Genomic DNA, 21355 nt, shown 5'->3' on the forward strand with positions numbered 1-21355 from the left:
GATGACGGAATTCAAGTCATCTCGCGTTAGACACAAACGAGAAGAAGCCCATGAAAGCCTATGTCTACGGCCCTAACGGCCCTGAAATCACCGACGTTGCGAAGCCCGTGCCGAAGGGCACCCAGGTGCTGGTCAAGGTTCATGCCTGCGGGCTGAACCGCGCCGATCTCGGCATGACCAAGGGCCATGTCCACGGCGCGGCCGGCGGCGTCGGCACCGTGCTCGGCATGGAATGGGCCGGCGAGGTCGCCGAGCTCGGCCCCGATGCCAAAGGCGTCAAGGTCGGCGACAAGATCATGGGCTCCGGCGGCGCGGCGTTCGCCGAATACACGCTGGCCGATCACGGCCGGCTGTTCCGCGCGCCCTCCAACATGAATTTCGACGAGGCCGCAACCCTGCCCGTCGCGCTCGCCACCATGCACAACGCCGTCGTCACCAATGGCGCGCTGCAGCCGGGCCAGACCGTGCTGATCCAGGGCGCAAGCTCCGGCGTCGGGCTGATGGCGATGCAGATCGCCAAGCTGAAGGGCGCCAAGCTCGTGGTGGGCTCATCGACCGACGCGATGCGCCGCGGCCGGCTGAAGGAGTTCGGCGCCGATCTCGCGGTGGACTCCAAGGATCCCGGCTGGGTCGATCAGGTGCTGCAGGCGACATCAGGCGAAGGCGTCGACCTGATCGTCGACCAGGTTTCCGGACCGGTCGCGAACCAGAACCTCAAGGCGACCAAGGTCAAGGGCCGCATCGTCAATGTCGGCCGGCTCGGCGGCACCCATGGCGACTTCAACTTCGACCTGCACGCGGCGCGCCGCATCCAGTATATCGGCGTCACCTTCCGCACCCGCTCGATCGAGGAGATCCGTGCGATCTTCGACGAGGTGCGCAAGGACATCTGGCCCGCGGTCGAGGCACGCAAGCTGCAGCTGCCGATCGACCAAGTCTACAAATTCGCCGACATCGGCAAGGCGTTCGAACACATGGAAGCCAACAAGCACCTCGGCAAGATCGTGGTGACGCTGTAGCAGGCTCCGGCGATTGTCATCGTCATCGCGAGCGAAGGGCGATTCAGCCGACAGGTCCTGGAATCCAATAGTCCCCCGCAAGCGGGCTGACCTTGACGCCACTGATGACTCCGAGCTCCAGGCTTGGATCGAAATAGCGCATCGTCCGCTCGTTGAGGTCAATGATGCGGCCAGGCCTTAGTGGCCCCACGTCATTTATCTTAACGATGACCTTCTTGCCGACAGCCTCGACGAGGGCATATTTCGGCCTCGCGCCAAATTGGACCCCACCAAACTTCCGGCGCAAGCTCGTCTTGATGGCAGCCGCCCAGACCGAGTGATCATAGCGCTCGCCGGAAGCTGTGCTTGGACCGCCCTCCTCCTTGCCGGGCTTGAACGGATTGTACATGGATGCCGCACCAACGATTGCATCTCCACACGCGGCGTTGACGACGGCACTTGAATGAACCGCACCGATTTCACTTCGAGCAGCGGTGCCAGAAAAGGCGAGCGCAACCAGGGCGCCGCAAATTGCGGCGCTCGAGCCGAACAGCATCATAACTCCTTGATTGATTTTCTTCGATCGTCCGGTTCCCGATGCCGCAAAACATGGTCAAGCGAACGCGAAGGCGTTAACGCGTGCCAATTCCTTGCGGATTCGTGCCAGTTCCGGCGATGGAACCATCGTGAGAACCTGGGCGGCCCTCACACCGTGTTTTCAGTTTCTCGCTCGACTAAAACAGAGATTGCGTCAGCAAAATGACTGAATGGAGCTGTCTTCGACAGCGCGTGAAGAGTGTCGGCGTCACCTTCCGCACCCGCTCGATCGCGGAAATCCGCGCGATCTTCGGCGAAGGTGCGCATAGCAAAGCGGCGCGAAGCAAATGCTCCGCGCCGCTTGACCGTGTGATTATCGTTATGATTATCGCGACGTTCCACCTCGCCCCGTCGTGGCGGATTGAGCCGTCTGGTTCGGCGTCACGATATTGAACCAGAAGTCGAACGTGTCGAGATACGACACGAGATCGCGCAGCTTGGTCTGGTCTCCGCTGACCTTCACCGCGCCGGACGAGATGGCATCATCAAACCTGGTCTGCTGCAGGATGATGCCGTTCAGCGTATCCCGCGACAACGCGACCGTCGCATCGGCATTGTTGGACTTCATGTTCGCCGTGTGGTTCAGCACTCCGTTCTTCAGCTCGACGAAGTAGTTGCCGTCCTTGCCGAACTCGAAGTTGAGCTTCGCATGCGCGTTGCCGGCCTTCTCCGCGTTGAGGCGAACTCCGAGATAGTCGAAGAACAAATCCGCGGACATCGCGCGCACCGTATCGGGGCTCGCGGTGTTCGGCGTCGGCAGCTTGGCGACACCGTTGCGCAGCTCCTGGGCGCCGGTCAGGTAGAAGTTGCGCCACGGTCCGGACTCGGCCTGATAGCCGAGCTGCTCGAGCGCGTCGGCTTCGAGATTCTTGGCGGCCTGATTGTCGGGATCGGCGAACACGACGTGGTGGACGGCTTGAGCCACCCAGCGATATTCGCCCTTGTCGTAGGAAGCCTTGGCCTTCTTCAGAACCTCGTCGCTGCCGCCCATGAATTCGACGTACTTCTTGCTCGCCTCGACCGGCGGCAGTTCGTGCAGGGTGGCCGGGTTGCCGTCGAACCAGCCGAGATAAAGAACATAGGTGGCGGCCACGTCATGATAGATCGAGCCGTAGTAACCGCGGTTTGCCCAGACATTGGCGAGGCTGTCAGGCATTTTGAATCCGTCGGCGATCTCGCGCATCGTCATGCCGTGGTTGACCATGCGCAAGGTCTGGTCGTTGATGAAGCGGTAAAGGTCGCGCTGGCTCTCCAGAAGTGAAACCACCTTGTCATTGCCCCATGTCGGCCAGTGATGCTGCGCAAACACCACATCGACCTTGTCGCCCCACATCACCAGCGCCTGGTTGAGGTACTTCGACCAGGGGAGCGGCTCGCGAATCTTGGCACCGCGAAGCGAATATGTATTGTGCAGCGTGTGGGTCGCGTCCTCGGCGGATTCCATCGCCTTCTTTTCCTCGATGAACCACATCATCTCCGAAGGCGCTTCCGAACCGGGCGCCATCAGAAACTCGTAGGTCAAGCCGTCGATCTTCTCTTTCTGTCCGGTTTCCTTGATGATGTTGGTCGGCGCGATGAGCGTCACCGTGCCTGCCGAGGTCGTGGTGCCGAGACCCGCACCGACCTGACCTTTCGGATCCGCCTTGAGCAGGTTGCCGTACATGTAGCTGGCGCGCCGGCTCATCGCGGTGCCGGCCATGACGTTCTCGGCGACCGCAGCCTCTAGGAATCCATCCGGCGCGTAGATCTTGACCTTGCCGGATTGGACGTCGTCCTCGCTGGTGACGCCCCGCACACCACCATAGTGATCGACGTGGCTGTGGGTGTAGATCACGGCCTTGACGGGTTTGTTTCCGCGCTTCGAGCGGTACAGGTCGAGCGCCACCTTTGCCGTCTCTGCCGACACGAGCGGATCGACGATTGTAATGCCCTCGCTGCCCTCGATGATCGTCATGTTCGACAGGTCCTGATTGCGGACCTGATAGATGCCGTCGGTCACCTCGAACAAGCCGGAGATGTTGATCAGCCGGGATTGTCGCCACAGGCTTGGGTTGACCGTATCGGGGGCTGTCGCGTCGCTGATGAAGCCATACTGCTGCGGGTTCCAGATCGCGTTGCCCGTGCTTCCCTTGATTGCCTCGGAAGGCAGCGCGGCCATGAAGCCTTTGTTCGCGGCGTCGAAATCGGAGGTGTCGTTAAACGGCAGCTGTTTCAGCAAGACCGAATTCGTCTGCTTGGTCGCATCGGCCGCGCCCTTGCGCAAATCTTGAGTCTGTGCCGCGGCCGTACCGATCAGCCCCGCGCTGACAACCCCGAGGATTGACGCCTTCGCGAAAACGCTCCTCATGTGGCCTCTCCCTTTACATTGGATATTGGTCCACTCCCTGAGCACCGAGAGCATCGCCGCCAAACACGTCCAGAGAGCAATCGTTCCACCCGAAGTTGCGACGTCGAAACATGTCCGGCAGCATCCGTCCGCATGGCTGCGCGCTCTGGCACAAGCTGCACACCAACGCTGCGGGCTGAGCGGTCAAAAAAAAGATGTCTGGCGCGCGAAATCACGCTCCGAGTAGCCCTGCATGCCGCGATGGCCGGCTCTGAGGCGAGGCGCGGCGCACCGGCCACGCTGAGAGAGCGCTGTTTTGCCGCACACGCTCGCGTCCTGGCGATGGCGAACAGTTCGCATTTTACGCAAGCGGAAGGCCGCCCGAAGGCGGTTCCCTGTTGTGGAAGCGGGAGCCATCGGCCACGGCCGAATTCCGTCCCTGCGAGCGCTACGTCTGGCTCGCCTACGCACCCGGCCTGACTTGTGTGATGGCGACGCCGGAGATTGCAAGCAGTCCGCCGACAATCAGCTTCGGCGTCACGCTGTCGCCAAGGAACAGCACGCTCGAGATCAGCGCGAACACCGGAAGTAGCAGTCCGAACGGCGCGACGCGGGCCATGGAGCAGCGGGCGATCAGCCAGAACCACAGGCCGAACCCGACAATGCCGCCGATGAAGACGGTGTAGGCGAGCGCCAGCCAGCCACGTTGATCCGCCGTGCCAAGGCTCGCCAGCTGTCCATATTCGAGCAGCAACGACATCAACATCACCTGCGGCACGGTGAGCAGCGACGACCACCCCATCAGCATCAGGGGATCGAAAGGGCCGTAGCGTTTCGTCAGGACGGTGGACGCCGCGAATGCGAACGCCGCGGCAACCACGAGCAGCAGCGGCAGCGCGTTTGCCGACAGCCCCGGCCCCGCCGCCAGCACCACCACGCCGACGAACGCCAGCACCACGCCGGCGGATGTGATGAGCGACGGCCGCTCCGCGAGCAGCGGCCAGGCGAGCAGCACGGTGAAGGGCGGGGCGAGTTGATAGGCGACGGCCGACATGCTCCCCGAGCCGAGCCCAAGGCCGACATAGAACAGCCCGAAGTTCAGTCCGCCGAGGAAAACCGAAATAGCTGCGACAGGGCCGAGCTGTTGGCGTGTCGGCCTTCTGACGAACGGAACAAGCAGCAGCGCGATGGCCAGGAAGCGCAGTCCGAGGAAGAACAGCGGCGGAAACTCGGTGACGCCGACCTTGATGACCACGAACTGATAACCCCAGAGCAAGGGAACGGCCACCGCGCAGATGATCTGGATGGCAGACATGGCATCTTTCCTTTCAAGACCGATCGGTCCATATATCGGCACGCAGATCCCGCGGACGTACAGTGGACATCAAAGGTCATTCCAACAGTTGCTTATTTGATGAAGCGAGCGAGGAGCGCGTCAGCGGTGGCCTGCGACGTGGTACGTGCCGGAGCCGTCTTGGCGACCACGCGCAGCCCCCAAAGGAAACAGATCAGAATTCGGGCGGCACTCGAAGGCTCGACGCCATCGGCCAATCTGCCCGCGGTCTCCGCACGGGAAAATGCGTCCGCCACCCTGGTCTCCATGGTTTTGAAGAAGCTCGCGAAGCGGCGGCCAACCTCGGCATCCTGGCCAGCCAGCTCCATCGCCGTCGCCACCAACAGGCAGCCGCGCCGGCCATTGGCACCGCACGCGCGTTCAACGTAACCGGCAAGGTAGGCCCGCAGGCCATCGACCGGATCTCTGCGGGGATCGAGTTCGTCATCCATCCGGGTCAGGGCATCGGCAATGTAGCGATCGAGTGCGCGCAGGAACAGCGAGTGCTTGTCGCCGAAAGCGGCATAAAGGCTGCCGCGCGAGAGTTTTGTCGCACGCAGCAGGTCCGGGAGTGCCGTGGCGTGATAGCCGCGCGACCAGAACACATTCATCGCGCGTTCGATGGCGGCGTCCACGTCGAAACTTCGCGGGCGGCCACGGGGCGCCTGCATGGTGGTTTGGCGGCTCATTGCCGATATATAGACCAATCGGTCCTTAAATGGCAAGAGCAGCTTTGGATCATTAGCTCGTAGGATGGGTAGAGCGCAGCGAAACCCATCGATTGCATCCGCACGCCGAGATGATGGGTTTCGCTGCGCTCTAGCGAAACGCGCCGCGAGAACGCGGATGTTTAGTTGACACGTCGCGCAACACGTCCAGCGTCGTCCTGGCGAAAGCCAGGACCCATTACCCCGAATGCGAGTCATGACGCGATTCAGTCGCTACAGCTCACTTCAACAACACAACCCTTTGGTCATGGGTCCTGGCCTTCGCCAGGACGACCGCGTGATTTTGGCAAAACCCTGCAATTGCAACTGAGTGGCGATTGCGTTTCATCAACGACACTTGATGTTCACCAACTCCCTGCTAAACCGCCGCCCATGAGCTCTTCCAGCACCAGCGCACCCTCCACCAAGACATCGGTCGCCGCGATCTCGATCCTCGCCAGCGGCAGCATGGCGGTGGCGAAGTTCGTGGTCGGCATCGCGATCGGATCGCTGGCGCTTATCTCCGAGGCGCTGCACTCGTCGATCGACCTGGTCGCCACCATCATCACCTGGGCGGTGGTGCGGGTATCGGACCAGCCGGCCGACGCCGAGCATCATTACGGCCACGGCAAATTCGAGAGCGTCTCGGCGCTCGGCATCATCGCGCTGCTCTATGTGCTGGCCGGCGGCATCCTGGTGCAGGCCTACAGTCATCTGCGCGAGGGCGCGCCGCCGCCGTCGATCTCGGCCATTCCCTTTGTCGTTCTGGTCATCGATATCGGCGTCAATCTGTGGCGGGCCCGTGCGCTGCACCGCGCCGCGCGCGACACCAAGAGCCAGGCGCTGGCCGCCGATGCGCTGCATTTCGCCTCCGACGTGATGGGCTCGACCGCCGTCATCGTCGGCCTGGTGCTGGCCGGCCTCGGCTTCTGGTGGGGCGACGCCGCGGCGGCGATCGCGGTCGCGGTGATGATCGCCCTGCTTGGCCTGCGCATGGCGCGGGAGACGGTCGAGACCCTGCTCGACCGCGCGCCCGAAGGCGCGCTGGAGAAGGCCACCGCCGCCATCAAGGCCGTGCCGGGGGTGGTCGATGTCGACCGGTTGCGCGTCCGCATGGTCGGCGCGACGCATTTCATCGATGCCATCGCCAAGGTGCCGCGCACCTACCCGATCGACCGCGTCGAGGACATCAAGCGCCGGGCGCAGGCGGCGGTGACCAAGACGTTCGGCGACGCCGACCTTACCTTCACCGCGGTGCCGGTGGCGCGCGACAATGAGAGCGTGCGCGAGCGCATCATGGTGATCGCGCGCAATTCCGGCCTCGCCATCCACCACGTCACGGTGCACGACATCGGCGGCAAGCTGATCGTCGGCATCGACCTCGAGGTCGACAGCGACATGGCGCTGGACGCAGCGCACGACATCGCCCACGGGCTCGAGCGCGCGATCCGCGAGGATTTCGGCGAGGACGTCGAGGTCGACACCCATATCGAGCCGCTCGAGCCGGAACTGCCGTGGGGAACCGACGCCGCGCCGGACCGCGTCGAAGCCATCAAGGCGGCGCTGACCGGTTTTGCCGATGGCGGCGCGATCCATGACATCCACAATGTGCGGGTCCGCAACACCGACGCCGGCGAGGTCGTCAACTTCCATTGCCGCGCGCAGCCTTCGATGAGTGTGATCAAGGTGCACGAAAGCGTCGACGAGATCGAACGCAAACTGCGTCGTGCGTTCCCCACCGTGAAGCGTGTGATCAGTCACGCAGAGCCGACGCGCGCGTAATTCTACGGAGCCGTTCCCGTTTCGGACTCGCTTTGCGCCGCATGATTCTTCCCGGGACAAGAATTTTTTCGCATTAACGAATCGTTGACTCTCGACAGTCCCGGAAATCTGGATTCAAATGATCATGATTCGGATGCATCGTGGGGAGCATCCGAACCGGGTAAAAAATCAGCTTAGAGCGGGGGTCTCAGGCATGGCGCGCGCGCATGCAGCGAACGCGTGCGTCCAATCCGATTCGATCAAGGGATTGGCGCAGTCGATCGCGAAACCGGCCTATCACAGGCTCCTGACGGCCGAGCCTGCACTGCGCCGCGCTGTCCCTACCCTCATCATCGCCTTCCTCATCACGATCTGCCTCGGCGCCTTCGTCCAGGTGATCGACCAGAACCGGCAGAAGCGCGGCGCGATGAAGCGCGACCTCGCCGCGCTCTCCGACATCCTCGCCGAACGTCTCGATCGCCTGACCTCGGTGCGGCGCGACCGGCTCGCCAACATCGAGCGGATGCAGGAACTGCTGCCGGACCTGATCCCGTCCTGGGGCATCGCCTATGGCCGCCACGTCATCATCACCAGCGCCGATCACCGCGTGCTGGCGCGCGTGCCGGTCGACGGCGCCGGCGAGAACGACCGCATCCTCGACATCGTCTCCACCGCGCAGCTGCTCGTCGCGCCCGGCCAGCAGGGCACGGTCAGCGACATGACGCTGCCCGGCGGCACCGGCGCGCTGGCGATCTCGCAGCTCGTCAAGTCGCTGCCCGGCCAGGTCGTCGTCATCCAGGAGATGAACGAGCCGATCTGGGGATCGGATGCGGCGCTCTCGGTGACGCTGTCGGCGACCACGAGCTTCGTGGTGCTGATCCTCGGCTTCGCGTTCCACTGGCAATCGACCCGCGCCCGCGAGGGCGACCTGATCAACGACGCCGTGCGCGGCCGGATCGACACCGCGCTCAACCGCGGCCGCTGCGGATTGTGGGACTGGGACCTGTCGCGCGGCCGGATCTTCTGGTCGCAGTCGATGTTCACCCTGCTCGGCCTCGACACCCGCAACGACCTCCTCACCTTCGGCGAGGTCAACGCGCTGGTGAATTCGGACGACATCAACCTGTTCGACATCGCCGACCAGCTGATCTCGGGTAAGATCGATCACATCGACCAGAGCTTCCGCATGCGCCATGTCGGCGGCCACTGGATCTGGCTGCGGGTGCGCTGCGAGCTCAGCCACGCCGCCGCCGACGGCGGCTTGCATCTGATCGGCATCGCGGTCGACATCACCGAGCAGAAGAGCCTCGCCGAGAAGTCGGTGGAAGCCGACCTCAGGCTGCGCGACGCGATCGAGACCATTCCGGAGGCCTTCGTGCTCTGGGATGCGGACGATCGCCTCGTGCTCTGCAACTCGCACTTCCAACGGCTGCACAAGCTGCCCGATTCCGCCGTCAGCCCCGGTACCTCCTACGAGACCGTGATCGAGGTCGGCAGCATGCCGGAAGTGCGCACCCGCCTGCACGAGAGCGGCGTGCCGGCGCCCGGCGCCCGCACCTTCGAGGCCCAGCTCGACGACGGCAGCTGGCTGCACATCAGCGAGCGCCGCACCAAGGACGGCGGCTACGTCTCCGTCGGCACCGACATCACCCGCATCAAGGCCCACGAGCAGAAGCTGGTCGACAACGACCTGCGCCTGCGCGCCACCGTGATCGACCTGCAGCGCTCGCAATCCGAGCTGGAGCGGCAGGCCGTCGAGCTCGCCGACCTCGCCGAAAAATACTCGCAGGAAAAAACCCGCGCCGAGGACGCCAACGCGGCGAAGTCGAAATTCCTCGCCAATATGAGCCATGAGCTGCGCACCCCGCTCAACGCCATCATCGGCTTCTCCGAGATCATGGGCAGCGGCCTGTTCGGCACGCTCGGCTCGGACAAATACGCAGAGTACTGCCACGACATCCTGACGTCGGGGAAATACCTGCTCGAGGTCATCAACGACATCCTCGATATGTCGAAGATCGAGGCCGGCCGCATGAAGTTCGACATGGAGCCGCTCGATCTCTCCGGCATCCTCGCGGAGTCGCTGCGCGTGGTCTCCGGCCGCGCCGAGCACAAGGGATTGTCGCTGGAGTCGGATATCGAAAGCACGATCTCGGTCGTCGCCGACCGCCGCGCGGTCAAGCAGATCATCGTCAACCTGCTCTCCAATGCAGTGAAATTCACGCCCGACCACGGCCGCGTGCTGGTGCGCGGCCAGATGCTGGATGACTCGATCGTGCTCCTGATCGCCGACAGCGGCATCGGCATCGCGCCGGAATCGCTGCGCCGGCTCGGCAAGCCGTTCGAGCAGGTCGAGAGCCAGCTCACCAAGAGCTACCAGGGCTCAGGCCTCGGACTTGCGATCGCGCGCTCGCTCACCAACCTGCACGGCGGCTCGATGCGGCTGCGCTCCAAGCTCGGCGTCGGCACCGTCGTCCGCGTCACGCTGCCGCGCGATCCGCGGTCCCTGCAGACGAAGCTGCCGGAAGCGGCCTGAGCCCCCACACTACTTCGCAAGCACCCCTTCCAGCAGAGCGGAATCGCCGAGCACGGCCAGCGTCTCGCGAGGCGTGAGATGGCGGACCGCCTGGTCGAAGCTGTCGCTTGCCTCGATCCGCGCACGCGCCACCGCGAGGTGAAGATCGATCTCGCCCGGACCGCCGCGCCGCGCCGGCGGCAGCGACGAGAGATGACGATGCAGCAGCCCGGAATCCTGCCGCAACGTCGCGAGCGCGGGGGCCGATGCGTGTGCCGGCGACGATGCGAGCTCATTGGCGCGGACCAGCACGCGCGGCGGCTTAGCTTCCTCCGGTGTTACGAACAGCGCGCGCATCGCGGGCCTTGCGGTCCAGGCGCCGATCGGGATCGCAAACAGCAGGCCGACGATCACCGGCGACATCCACAGCAGCAGCGGCAACGACACCGCCCAGGCGCTTATCGCCATCGCGACACCGCAGGCGGTGGGAACGCCGTACTTGCGATAGAGCTCCCGCCGCTCGACCGCGCCGTCATCGCGCCGCTGCGTCTGCCAGCCGGCATCCCGGCCGAGCAGGATCTCGACGACGGCGATCGACTGGAACACCATCATGACCGGCGCGATCATCGCCGAGATCAGCACCTCGGCGAGCACGCCCGTCAGCGCCCGGAACCCGCCGCCGAATTGCCGGCGCACGTCCGACCGCGTCAGCAACAGGATGAAGCCGAGCAGCTTCGGCACGATCAGCAGCGCCATGGTGAGGCCAAATACCCAGGCGGCGAGCACCGGGTCCTGCGCCGGCCAGTTCGGGAACAGCGAAAAACCCTTCGGAAAATATTCGGGCCGAATGAAGCGCGCCTGCAACGAGATCAGGATTCCGAGCAGCAGGAACGACAGCCAGAGTGGCGCGGTGATGTAGGAGCCGATCCCGGTCATGAAATGCAGCCGCGAGATCCAATGCAACCGGCGCGTCCTCAGCACGGCGAGATGCTGCAGATTGCCCTGGCACCAGCGGCGGTCGCGCGCGGCAAAATCCAATAGCGACGGCGGCACCTCCTCAAAACTGCCGCCGAGCATCGGGGCCATGTAGATGCCCCAGCCGGCGCGCCGCATCAGCGCCGCCTCGACAAAGTCGTGGCTCAGGATATGTCCGCCGAACGGCTTGCGTCCGGAGAGCTCGGGCAGCCCCGCCTGCTCCGCAAATGCCTCGATCCTGATGATGGCATTGTGCCCCCAGTAATTGCCCTCGGAGCCGTGCCACCACGCGACACCGGCGGCGACCATCGGTCCGTAGAGCCGGCCGGCGAACTGTTGCAGGCGGCTGAACAGGCTGCGCGCATTGACGATGACCGGCAGCGTCTGCAGCAGCGCCGCCTGCGGGTTGGTCTCCATCGCGTGCGCCATCCGCACCATGGTGTCGCCCGACATCAGGCTGTCGGCGTCGAGCACGATCATGAACCGGTAGGCGCCGCCGAACCGCGTGATCCACTCGCCGACATTGCCGGACTTCCGCGCCGTGTTGTCGGCGCGATGCCGGTAGAACAGCCGTTGCGCGCCGCAGGCCTCGCAGAGTTCGAGGAACGCCCTCTCCTCGGCGATCCAGATATCGGGATCGCGGGTGTCGCTGAGCACGAACCAGTCGAAGCTGTCGCCCTGCCCGGTTGCCTCGACGGACTCGTTGATGGCGCGCAGGCGCGCCATCAATTGATGCGGATTCTCGTTGTAGGTCGGGAGCAGGACCGCGGTCCGGCTCGCGAGCTGCGGCAACGGACCGTCGTCGCGGATCGGCAAGGCGTTGCCGTTGCGCCGAAGCAGGGCGAAGAAGCCGGCGAGCGCCGAAGCGAACGAAAACGCGATCCAGGCGAGCAGCGCGACGAACAGCACCAGCACCATGCCTTCCATGATCGTCACGCCGCCGACCTGGACCACCATGTACATCTCGTAGGCGCCGGCACCGGTCAGCGCCGCCGTCAGCATCAGGACGAACGCGCGGCGCATCAACATGCCCGCACCGACCGACACCGGCTTGCTCACCGCAAGCGGCGGCCGGCCAAGATCGGCCGCCGACATCGCAAGCGGGCTCTCTTGTGGCAGGAAGCCGTCGGCCGCCGCAGCGACGTCAGGATAAGGCGACGTGACTATGGCGCCCATCGATAGACCCAGATCTCGGAGAGCGGCTTGTCATCCTGCGCCAGATGCGCACGCAGCTCGATCGGGTCCTTCTTGACGGCGCATTGGAAGCTGAGCCGCCATCCGCCGGTATTCGGATTTGGCTGCGTGACGACATTCGTGATCTCGGACTTCTCGGCCGTCACGACGCCCTTGACGCTATTGGGATCGATCCCCTTCAGATTGTCCCCGAACAGGTCGAGCACGAACAGCTTGCTGTTCTCGCCATGGGCGCCGATGCCGCTGCGCGTGAAGCGCGCGAGCGAATGCGGCTTCGGCGCATCCGGCCCCCAATGCAGGCGATAGGTGAAATTGGTCTCGCTCTTGGCCTTGAGCGGCGCCTTCGGCCGCCAGAACGCGGCGATGTTGTCGTGGATCTCTTCCTTGGTCGGGATCTCGAACAGGATGACCGCGCCCTCGCCCCAGTCGCCGATCGGCTCGACCCACAAGCTCGGACGCTTCTCGAAGCGCGATTCGATGTCCTGATAGGCGAAGAAATTCTTCTCGCGCTGCATCAGGCCGAAGCCATGCGGATTGACGTCCTGGAACGTGCTGATCTGGAGGTCGCGCGGATTGCTCAGCGGGCGCCACAGGCTCTCGCCCTTGCCGTTGTAGATCGCAAGCCCGTCCGAATCGTGCACCGACGGCCTAAAGTCGTCGACCTCGTTGCGATCGTTGGGCCCGAAGAAGAACATGCTCGTCATCGGCGCAAGGCCCACGTGCTCGAGATCGGCACGCGGATAGAGCGATGCCTCGACATCGAACACCGTGGTCGCTCCAGGCCTGATCGTGAAGCGGTAGCTTGCCGCGCAGCTCTTGCTGTCGAGCAAGGCGTGAATGACCAGCGAGGTCGCGTTGGGCACGGGACGCTCGAGCCAGAACGCCTTGAAGAACGGAAACTCCTCGCCCTTGGCTTCGCCGGTATCGATCGACAGGCCGCGCGCCGACAGGCCGTAGGTCTCGTCCTTGGCGACCGCGCGGAAATAGCTCGCGCCGAGGAAGACGCAGACCTCGTCATAGTAGTTCGGCTTGTTGATCGGCGCGTGGATGCGAAATCCGGCAAAGCCGAGGTCGGTCTCGGTGAAGTCAGGCACGGTCTCGCCGAACGAGAACATGTCCTTGCTGTACTTGACTTCGCTGACCTTGCCGTCAGCGACCTCGAAGATCTTGACCTTGTTCTTGTAGAAGAAGCCGCGGTGGAAGAACTGCGCTTCGAACGGCAGCTTCGCGCCGCGCCACAGCGCGCGCTCGGGCGTGAAGCGGATCGAGCGGTACTGGTCGTAGTTCAGGTCCGTCAGACCGTTCGGCAACTTCTCGTCCGGCGCCTCGAACGACTTGCCGGCGAGATTGCGCGCAAGCTCCCTGACCATGCCTGGGTTGAAGGGTGCGTCCGTCGCGCTCCCTGCGGCGGCGGCCTGGCGCTGTGGCAAGAACATGAGTGTCGGCAATACGGCCGATCCGTGGAGTAACTGGCGACGATTCAAAGCAGCTCCTGCTCGCTGACCGGGACGCCGCAATGCAACCGCCGAACCGGCGCTGAGTTCCATCTTTGCTGCGAGCAAGCGAAGATTGTCCGCCGGCTGAACACCAGGACTTGCTTCAACACAACCACACAACGCGTGGTCGGTTGCTGCCGTGCCGGAACCGTGGCGAAAAGGCTGCGAGAGAATGCCGGGAGCTACGCGCTCTCGAGCGTCGGCGCGACCTCGCGTGCGACCTGCACTAGGGCTGCGATCAACGGCGTCATCGGATCGCGCTGCGGGATCACGAGGCCAATGCTGTAGTCCACGACCGGATCGACGATCGGAATGCTGCGCACGGCATCCGCAAGGCCGAGCGTCTCGGCGAGCTTGGCCGGCATCACGCTGGCCCAGCGGCCGGTCTTCACGTGGGTGTAGAGCACGAGCAGTGAGTTCGACGTCAGCGTCGGCGTCGCCTCCGCGCCGACCGAGGTCAGCGCGCGATCGATGATGCGGCGGTTCTGCATGTCGGGCGTGAGCAGACAGAGCGGCACGGTGCCGACTTCCTTCCACGTCACCTGCTTGCGGTCGCCGAACATCGCATCCGGCGCCGTCAGCAAGCGATAGCTCTCGTTATAGAGCGGGATGGTGCGGACCTTGCCGATCGGCTCGTTCTCGATATAGGTCAGCCCGGCATCGACCTCGAGATTCTCGAGCAGACCGAGCACATCGGCCGACGTGCACGACTGGATGCGGAACCGCACGTCGGGATGGCGCGCCCGGAACGGCGTGGTCAGCGAGGCCACCATGCCGAGCGCGGTCGGGATCGCCGCGATCCGGATCTCGCCCGACAGCTTGTCCTTGAGGCTGTTGATCTCCTGCTTCATCGCGCGCGCATCGCCGACGATGCGCCGCGCCCAGTCCAGCGTGCGCTCCCCTTCGGGCGTGAAGCCCTGGAAGCGGGATCCGCGCTGCACCAGCATGACGCCGAGGATTTCCTCGAGCTGCTTGAGACTGGTCGACATCGTCGGCTGGGTGACGCCGCACGCCTCCGCAGCCCGGCCAAAGTGCCGTTCCTTGGCCAGCGCCAGCAGAAGTTCCAGCTTGTCGATCAAGGTTCAAATCCCTTCGGAAAACGGCGCCCCAAGCGGCAGCCCAACACGTCCATAGGTAGCACGATCGGGGTGCGATCCCGAAATCCAAAGCGCCCCGGAAGTGCGTGATTCCAGAACATTATTACGATCCCGCATCGATCCATTCGGCGACGCTATTAATCGCGTTTCGCAATCGCCGCATGAGACAGCTTTATTGATGTTTCGAAGGATTCCAACTCTCATGTGCGAAGCAAAAAACTGATCGTGAGAAGCGCTGATGACGGTGAGATACGAACCTTGGGACAAGGCGCGCGGCGCTGAAATCATCGCCGAGCACGCCGGGCTCGAAGGCGCCACGCTGGTGATCCTGCACGCGCTGCAGGAAGCCTTCGGCTACGTGCCCGAGCCGGCGATCCCGATGGTCGCGGAGGCGCTCAACCTGTCGCGCGCCGAGGTGCACGGCGTCTTCACCTTCTACCATGATTTCCGGAAGCAACCTGCGGGCCGCCACGTCCTCAAGCTGTGCCGCGCCGAGGCCTGCCAGGCCGCCGGCGGCGATGCGCTGGCGGCGCGCGCGGAAGCCAAGCTCGGCGTTGCCCTCGGCAATGCCACGGCGGATGACCGCGTGACGCTGGAGCCGATCTACTGCCTCGGGCTGTGCGCCACCGCGCCCTCGGCGATGCTGGATGGCCGCGTGGTCGGCCGGCTCGATGAAGCGCGGATCGACGCGCTGGTCGCGGAGGCACAGCGATGACAATGCGGATCTTCATTCCTCGCGATGCCGGCGCGGTTGCCGTCGGCGCCGACGACGTCGCCCTCGCGTTCGAGCAGGCCGCAGCAGCGCGCGGCATGCCGATCGAGATCGTCAGGACCGGTTCGCGCGGGCTGTACTGGCTGGAGCCGCTGGTCGAACTGGCGACCGCCCAGGGCCGCGTCGCGTTCGGCCCGACGACGCCGGCGGACGTTCCATCCTTGCTCGACGCGATGGCCGGCAACGGTCAGCATGCGCTGCGGCTTGGTGTCACGGATGAGATTCCCTGGCTGAAGCGCCAGACCCGGCTGACCTTCGCCCGCTGCGGCGTGATCGATCCGCGCTCGGTCGACGACTACCGCGCCCATGGCGGCTACAAGGGCCTGGAGCGGGCGCTGACGCTGACCTCCGACCAGATCCTCGCCGACGTCACCACGTCCGGTCTGCGCGGCCGCGGCGGCGCCGGCTTCCCCACCGGCATCAAGTGGAAGACCGTGGCGCAGGCCAGCGCCGACCGCAAATACATCGTCTGCAACGCCGACGAAGGCGACAGCGGCACCTTCGCCGACCGCATGATCATGGAAGGCGACCCCTTCGTCGTGATCGAAGGCATGACGATCGCAGGTATCACGGTAGGCGCCACCAAGGGCTACATCTACATCCGCTCGGAATATCCGCACGCGGTCGAAGCGATGAATGCGGCGATCGTGGCCGCCCGCCGCGCCGGCTTGCTCGGCAAGCGCATCGGCGGCTCCGCCCATGAGTTCGATCTCGAGGTGCGCGTCGGCGCCGGCGCCTATGTCTGCGGCGAAGAGACCTCGTTGCTGGAAAGCCTCGAGGGCCGCCGCGGCATCGTGCGGGCCAAGCCGCCGCTGCCGGCGCATAAGGGCCTGTTCGGCCGCCCGAGTGTGATCAACAACGTGCTGTCGTTCGCGGCGATTCCCTTCATCCTCGACAACGGCGCCAAGGCCTACGCCGATTTCGGCATGGGCCGCTCGCGCGGAACGATGCCGATCCAGCTCGCCGGCAACATCAAATATGGCGGGCTGTTCGAGACCGCCTTCGGCGTCACGCTCGGCGAACTCGTCGACGAGATCGGCGGCGGCACCTTCACCGGGCGCGAGGTGCGCGCGGTTCAAGTCGGCGGCCCGCTCGGGGCCTACTTCCCGCGCGCGCTGTTCGACACGCCGTTCGACTATGAAGCGTTCGCTGCGCGCGACGGCCTGATCGGCCATGGCGGGATCGTGGTGTTCGACGACAGCGTCGACATGGCGAAGCAGGCCCGCTTTGCGATGGAATTCTGCGCCGTCGAATCCTGCGGCAAGTGCACGCCGTGCCGTATCGGCTCGACCCGCGGCGTCGAGACCATCAACAAGATCATCAATGGCGAGCGCGTCGCGGAAAACCTCGCTGTTGTCGAAGACCTCTGCAACACCATGAAATTCGGCTCGCTGTGCGCACTCGGCGGCTTCACGCCCTACCCCGTGATGAGCGCACTGAAACACTTCCGGGAAGATTTCGGCGGAGATCTAGGTCCCGCACCGGCCCGGTTGCAGGCCGCGGAATAGCAAGGAAATCACGATGTCGCTGATCCAGGAAACCGATTTCGGCACGCCCAAATCCAAATCCGAGACGATGGTCACGCTGACCATCGACGGCAATCAGATCACGGTGCCCGAGGGCACCTCGATCATGCGCGCGGCGATGGAAGCCGGCACCCAGATTCCAAAGCTCTGCGCGACCGACATGGTCGACGCCTTCGGCTCCTGCCGGCTCTGCCTCGTCGAGATCGAGGGCCGCGCCGGCACGCCGGCCTCCTGCACGACGCCGGTCATGCCCGGCCTCGTCGTGCACACCCAGAGCGAGCGGCTGAAGAAGCTGCGCAAGGGCGTGATGGAGCTCTACATCTCCGACCACCCGCTGGACTGCCTGACCTGCGCCGCGAACGGCGACTGCGAATTGCAGGACATGGCGGGCGCGGTCGGCCTGCGCGACGTGCGCTACGGCTATGAAGGTGAGAACCACGTCTTCGCCAAATCGCACGGCTGCGAAAACGACAACTGGATGCCGAAGGACGAGTCCAATCCGTACTTCACCTACGATCCCTCGAAGTGCATCGTCTGCTCGCGCTGCGTCCGCGCCTGCGAGGAAGTGCAAGGCACCTTCGCGCTGACGATCTCCGGCCGCGGCTTCGACAGCCGCGTCTCGCCCGGCATGAACGAGAGCTTCCTCGGCTCCGAATGCGTGTCCTGCGGCGCCTGCGTGCAGGCCTGCCCGACCGCGACGCTGACCGAGAAATCCGTGATCGAGATCGGCCAGCCCGAACACTCGGTCATCACCACCTGTGCCTATTGCGGCGTCGGCTGCGCCTTCAAGGCCGAGATGCGCGGCGAGGAAGTGGTACGCATGGTGCCGTGGAAGGACGGCAAGGCCAATCGCGGCCATTCCTGCGTCAAGGGCCGCTTCGCCTGGGGTTACACCACCCACAAGGAGCGCATCCTGAAGCCGATGATCCGCGAGCGGATCGAGGATCCCTGGCAGGAAGTGTCGTGGGACGATGCGCTGAATTTCGCCGCCGCGAAGTTCAAGGGCATCCAGCAGAAATACGGCCGCGACGCGGTCGGCGGCATCACCTCGTCACGCTGCACCAATGAAGAAACCTATCTGGTGCAGAAGCTGATCCGCGCTGGCTTCGGCAACAACAATGTCGACACCTGCGCCCGCGTCTGCCATTCGCCGACCGGCTACGGCCTGTCGCAAACCTTCGGGACTTCGGCCGGCACGCAGGATTTCGACTCGGTGGAGGACACCGACGTCGTGCTGATCATCGGCGCCAATCCGGCTTCCGCCCATCCGGTGTTCGCCTCGCGGCTGAAGAAGCGGCTGCGCCAGGGCGCCAGGCTGATCGTGATCGATCCGCGCCGCACCGAGATGGTGGAATCGCCGCACGTGAAGGCGCTGCATCTGCCGCTGATGCCCGGCACCAACGTCGCCGTGCTCACCGCGCTCGCCCATGTCATCGTCACCGAAGGGCTCGTCGATGAGGCCTTCGTGCGCGAGCGCTGCGACTGGAGCGAGTTCCAGGACTGGGCGGCTTTCGTCGCCGATTCCAAGCACAGCCCGGAAGCCACCGCGATCATGACCGGCGTCGATCCGAAGGTGCTGCGCGAGGCGGCCCGAATCTATGCCACCGGCGGCAACGGCGCCATCTATTACGGGCTCGGCGTCACCGAGCACAGCCAGGGCTCGACCACGGTGATCGCGATCGCCAACCTCGCGATGGCGACCGGCAACATCGGCCGGCCCGGCGTCGGCGTGAATCCGCTGCGCGGCCAGAACAACGTGCAGGGCTCCTGCGACATGGGCTCGTTCCCGCACGAGCTGCCGGGCTACCGCCACATCGCCGGCGATGCGGTGCGCGAGCAGTTCGAGGCGATGTGGAACGTCAAGCTCAACAACGAGCCGGGCCTGCGCATCCCGAACATGTTCGACGCCGCCATCGAAGGCAGCTTCATGGGCCTCTACGTGCAGGGCGAGGACATCCTGCAGTCCGACCCCAACACCAAGCATGTGGTGGCGGCGCTGTCGGCGATGGAATGCGTCATCGTCCACGATCTCTTCCTGAACGAGACCGCGAACTACGCCCATGTCTTCCTGCCCGGCTCGACCTTCCTCGAGAAGGACGGCACCTTCACCAATGCCGAACGCCGCATCCAGCGCGTCCGCAAGGTGATGACGCCGCTCAACGGCTACGCCGACTGGGAAGTGACGATCATGCTCGGCAAGGCGATGGGCTTCGAGATGAACTACACCCATCCATCCGAGATCATGGACGAGATCGCCGCGCTGACGCCGACCTTCGCGGGCGTCTCCTATGCCAGGCTCGACGAGCTCGGCTCGGTGCAGTGGCCCTGCAACGAAAAGGCGCCGGAAGGCACCCCGGTGATGCATATCGGCGGCTTCGTGCGCGGCAAGGGCAAGTTCATCCTCACCGAATACATCGCGACCGACGAACGCACCGGCCCGCGCTACCCGCTGCTGCTCACCACCGGCCGCATCCTCAGCCAGTACAATGTCGGCGCACAGACCCGCCGCACCGAGAACGTGGTGTGGCACGCCGAGGACCGGCTGGAGATCCATCCGCACGACGCCGAGCAGCGCGGCGTGCGCGACGGCGACTGGGTGCGGCTGGCGAGCCGCGCCGGCGAGACCACGCTGCGCGCCGAGATCACCGACCGCGTGGCGCCGGGCGTTGTCTACACCACGTTCCACCACCCTGACACCCAGGCCAACGTCATCACGACCGACTTCTCCGACTGGGCCACCAACTGTCCCGAGTACAAGGTCACCGCCGTGCAGATCTCGCCGTCGAACGGTCCGTCCGACTGGCAGAAGGCCTATGACGAGCAGGCACGGCACTCCCGCCGCATTGCGCCGGTGGTGGAAGCCGCGGAGTAACGATGCGCGAGCCCGTCCACCAATCAAGGCGGAAAGTCTGGCGTGACGGCGTCTTCAGCGACGGCGCGCGCCTGATCCCGGAGGAGACGCCGCTCGCGCTGACCTATAATGGCGGCACCTACGCCGTGATGATGGGCTCGCCCGAGGACCTCGGCGACTTCGCCGTGGGCTTCAGCCTGAGCGAAGGCATCGTGCAAGCGGCCGACGAGATCGAGACCCTCGACATCGTCGAGCTCGATGACGGCATCGAGCTTCGGATGTGGCTCAGGCCCGACAGGGCCGAGCGGATCGCCGAGCGACGGCGCAACATCGCCGGACCGACCGGCTGCGGCCTGTGCGGGCTCGATTCCATCAGCGAGGCGGTCCGGCCGGCCGCGGTGGTACGCGCGGGCCGCGCCTTCTCGCCGCGCGAGATCATGGCGGCGATGGCGGCGGTGGCGCCGCTGCAGGAGATCAACCACCAGACCCGCGCCGTGCACGCCGCGGCGTTCTGGACGGGCGCGCGCGGCGTCGTGGCGCTGCGCGAGGATGTCGGCCGCCACAATGCGCTCGACAAGCTCGCCGGCGCGCTGGCCCGCGACAAGGTCATGGCCGGCGAAGGCATGGTGCTGCTCACCAGCCGCGTTTCGGTCGAAATGGTGCAGAAGACCGCCGCGATCGGCGCGCCGCTGATCGCTGCGGTGTCGGCGCCGACCGCGCTTGCGGTGCGGATGGCGGATGCCGCCGGCATCACGCTCGCCGCGATCGCTCGCGCCGATGGATTTGAAATCTTTACGCATCCGGAACGCGTCACAGGCGCGATGGCCGGCAAGGAGCCCGCTTATGTCGTCGTCGCCTGACAAACTGGTCTATATGGCGAACCAGATCGGAAAATTCTTCCAGAGCCAGGGGCGCGAGCGTGCCGTGCAGGGCATTTCCGAGCACATCTGGAAGTTCTGGGATCCGCGGATGCGCAAGCAGATCTTCGCCCATCTCGACGCCGGCGGCACCGGCCTCGATCCCGACGTCCGCGATGCCTTGCAGAAGCTGAAGCAGCAGGCGTAGGCAGCCGCGCCCTGCTCTATCACCGTCACCCTGAGGAGCCGCATAGCGGCGTCTCGAAGGGTCGACGGCCCGACTGTGGCCGTGCATCCTTCGAGACGCGCTACGCGCTCCTCAGGATGACGGGATTGAGATCGTAGCTTCC

At 64.9% G+C, this 21355-nt stretch carries 16 protein-coding genes; 8 read left to right on the top strand and 8 right to left on the bottom strand.

Annotated features, from left to right (window positions below):
- Positions 1-50: 50 nt before the first annotated feature.
- Positions 51-1019: a zinc-binding dehydrogenase gene (locus J2R78_RS01530; protein ID WP_253609464.1), complete on the top strand. Its 969-nt coding sequence runs from the start codon at positions 51-53 to the stop codon at positions 1017-1019.
- Positions 1020-1062: 43 nt separating this feature from the next.
- On the opposite strand, the gene J2R78_RS01535 is transcribed toward J2R78_RS01530, so the two are convergent.
- The 5 genes from J2R78_RS01535 to J2R78_RS01555 all read right to left on the bottom strand — a co-directional run bounded on the left by J2R78_RS01535 (position 1063) and on the right by J2R78_RS01555 (position 5925).
- On the bottom strand, positions 1063-1557 hold the full coding sequence (locus J2R78_RS01535; RefSeq protein ID WP_253609465.1) for a septal ring lytic transglycosylase RlpA family protein: 495 nt from the start codon (positions 1555-1557) through the stop codon (positions 1063-1065).
- A 146-nt stretch (positions 1558-1703) separates the two neighbouring features.
- A complete protein-coding gene (locus J2R78_RS01540; protein ID WP_253609466.1) occupies positions 1704-1937 on the bottom strand; it encodes a hypothetical protein in 234 nt (77 codons plus the stop codon).
- Complete coding sequence (locus J2R78_RS01545; protein WP_253609467.1) at positions 1921-3942, bottom strand: alkyl/aryl-sulfatase; 2022 nt, start codon at positions 3940-3942, stop codon at positions 1921-1923. The genes J2R78_RS01540 and J2R78_RS01545 overlap by 17 nt, the downstream gene beginning before the upstream one ends.
- A 442-nt stretch (positions 3943-4384) precedes the next feature.
- A complete protein-coding gene (locus tag J2R78_RS01550) occupies positions 4385-5236 on the bottom strand; it encodes a DMT family transporter (protein WP_253609468.1) in 852 nt (283 codons plus the stop codon).
- 92 nt (positions 5237-5328) lie between these two features.
- Positions 5329-5925, bottom strand: coding sequence for a TetR/AcrR family transcriptional regulator (locus tag J2R78_RS01555; RefSeq protein ID WP_253610059.1), 597 nt, complete (start codon positions 5923-5925; stop codon positions 5329-5331).
- Positions 5926-6354: 429 nt separating this feature from the next.
- On the opposite strand from J2R78_RS01555, the gene J2R78_RS01560 reads away from it, so the two are divergent.
- Both J2R78_RS01560 and J2R78_RS01565 read left to right on the top strand, forming a co-directional pair.
- A complete protein-coding gene (locus J2R78_RS01560; RefSeq protein ID WP_253609469.1) occupies positions 6355-7743 on the top strand; it encodes a cation-efflux pump in 1389 nt (462 codons plus the stop codon).
- 193 nt (positions 7744-7936) lie between these two features.
- Complete coding sequence (locus J2R78_RS01565) at positions 7937-10258, top strand: PAS domain-containing sensor histidine kinase (protein ID WP_225161184.1); 2322 nt, start codon at positions 7937-7939, stop codon at positions 10256-10258.
- 9 nt (positions 10259-10267) lie between these two features.
- On the opposite strand, the gene mdoH is transcribed toward J2R78_RS01565, so the two are convergent.
- From mdoH to J2R78_RS01580, 3 genes are all read right to left on the bottom strand, one after another.
- Complete coding sequence (gene mdoH / locus J2R78_RS01570) at positions 10268-12388, bottom strand: glucans biosynthesis glucosyltransferase MdoH (protein ID WP_253609470.1); 2121 nt, start codon at positions 12386-12388, stop codon at positions 10268-10270.
- Positions 12376-13842 carry a glucan biosynthesis protein G gene (locus J2R78_RS01575; RefSeq protein ID WP_253609471.1) on the bottom strand — a complete coding sequence of 489 codons (1467 nt, stop codon included), beginning with the start codon at positions 13840-13842 and terminating at the stop codon, positions 12376-12378. Before J2R78_RS01575 ends, mdoH begins: the two co-directional genes overlap by 13 nt.
- Before the next feature lie 242 nt (positions 13843-14084).
- Positions 14085-14981: a LysR family transcriptional regulator gene (locus J2R78_RS01580; protein ID WP_018270739.1), complete on the bottom strand. Its 897-nt coding sequence runs from the start codon at positions 14979-14981 to the stop codon at positions 14085-14087.
- 256 nt (positions 14982-15237) lie between these two features.
- On the opposite strand from J2R78_RS01580, the gene J2R78_RS01585 reads away from it, so the two are divergent.
- The 5 genes from J2R78_RS01585 to J2R78_RS01605 are packed head-to-tail and all read left to right on the top strand — an operon-like array spanning position 15238 to position 21213.
- Positions 15238-15714 carry a formate dehydrogenase subunit gamma gene (locus J2R78_RS01585; protein ID WP_253609472.1) on the top strand — a complete coding sequence of 159 codons (477 nt, stop codon included), beginning with the start codon at positions 15238-15240 and terminating at the stop codon, positions 15712-15714.
- The gene (locus J2R78_RS01590) at positions 15711-17279 is read left to right on the top strand and encodes an NADH-quinone oxidoreductase subunit NuoF (protein ID WP_253609473.1); all 1569 of its coding nucleotides are present in this window, start codon (positions 15711-15713) and stop codon (positions 17277-17279) included. The genes J2R78_RS01585 and J2R78_RS01590 overlap by 4 nt, the downstream gene beginning before the upstream one ends.
- A 13-nt stretch (positions 17280-17292) precedes the next feature.
- Positions 17293-20169 (top strand): formate dehydrogenase subunit alpha, encoded by a 2877-nt coding sequence (fdhF, locus tag J2R78_RS01595; protein ID WP_253609474.1) that lies wholly within the window; start codon positions 17293-17295, stop codon positions 20167-20169.
- Between the two features lie 2 nt (positions 20170-20171).
- On the top strand, positions 20172-21008 hold the full coding sequence (gene fdhD / locus J2R78_RS01600) for a formate dehydrogenase accessory sulfurtransferase FdhD (RefSeq protein ID WP_253609475.1): 837 nt from the start codon (positions 20172-20174) through the stop codon (positions 21006-21008).
- Positions 20992-21213, top strand: a complete 222-nt coding sequence (locus tag J2R78_RS01605) for a formate dehydrogenase subunit delta (protein WP_076833312.1) — start codon at positions 20992-20994, stop codon at positions 21211-21213. The genes fdhD and J2R78_RS01605 overlap by 17 nt, the downstream gene beginning before the upstream one ends.
- Positions 21214-21355: the final 142 nt, after the last annotated feature.

The organism is Bradyrhizobium sp. USDA 4538 (assembly GCF_024171045.1).
Taxonomy (GTDB): domain Bacteria; phylum Pseudomonadota; class Alphaproteobacteria; order Rhizobiales; family Xanthobacteraceae; genus Bradyrhizobium; species Bradyrhizobium australafricanum.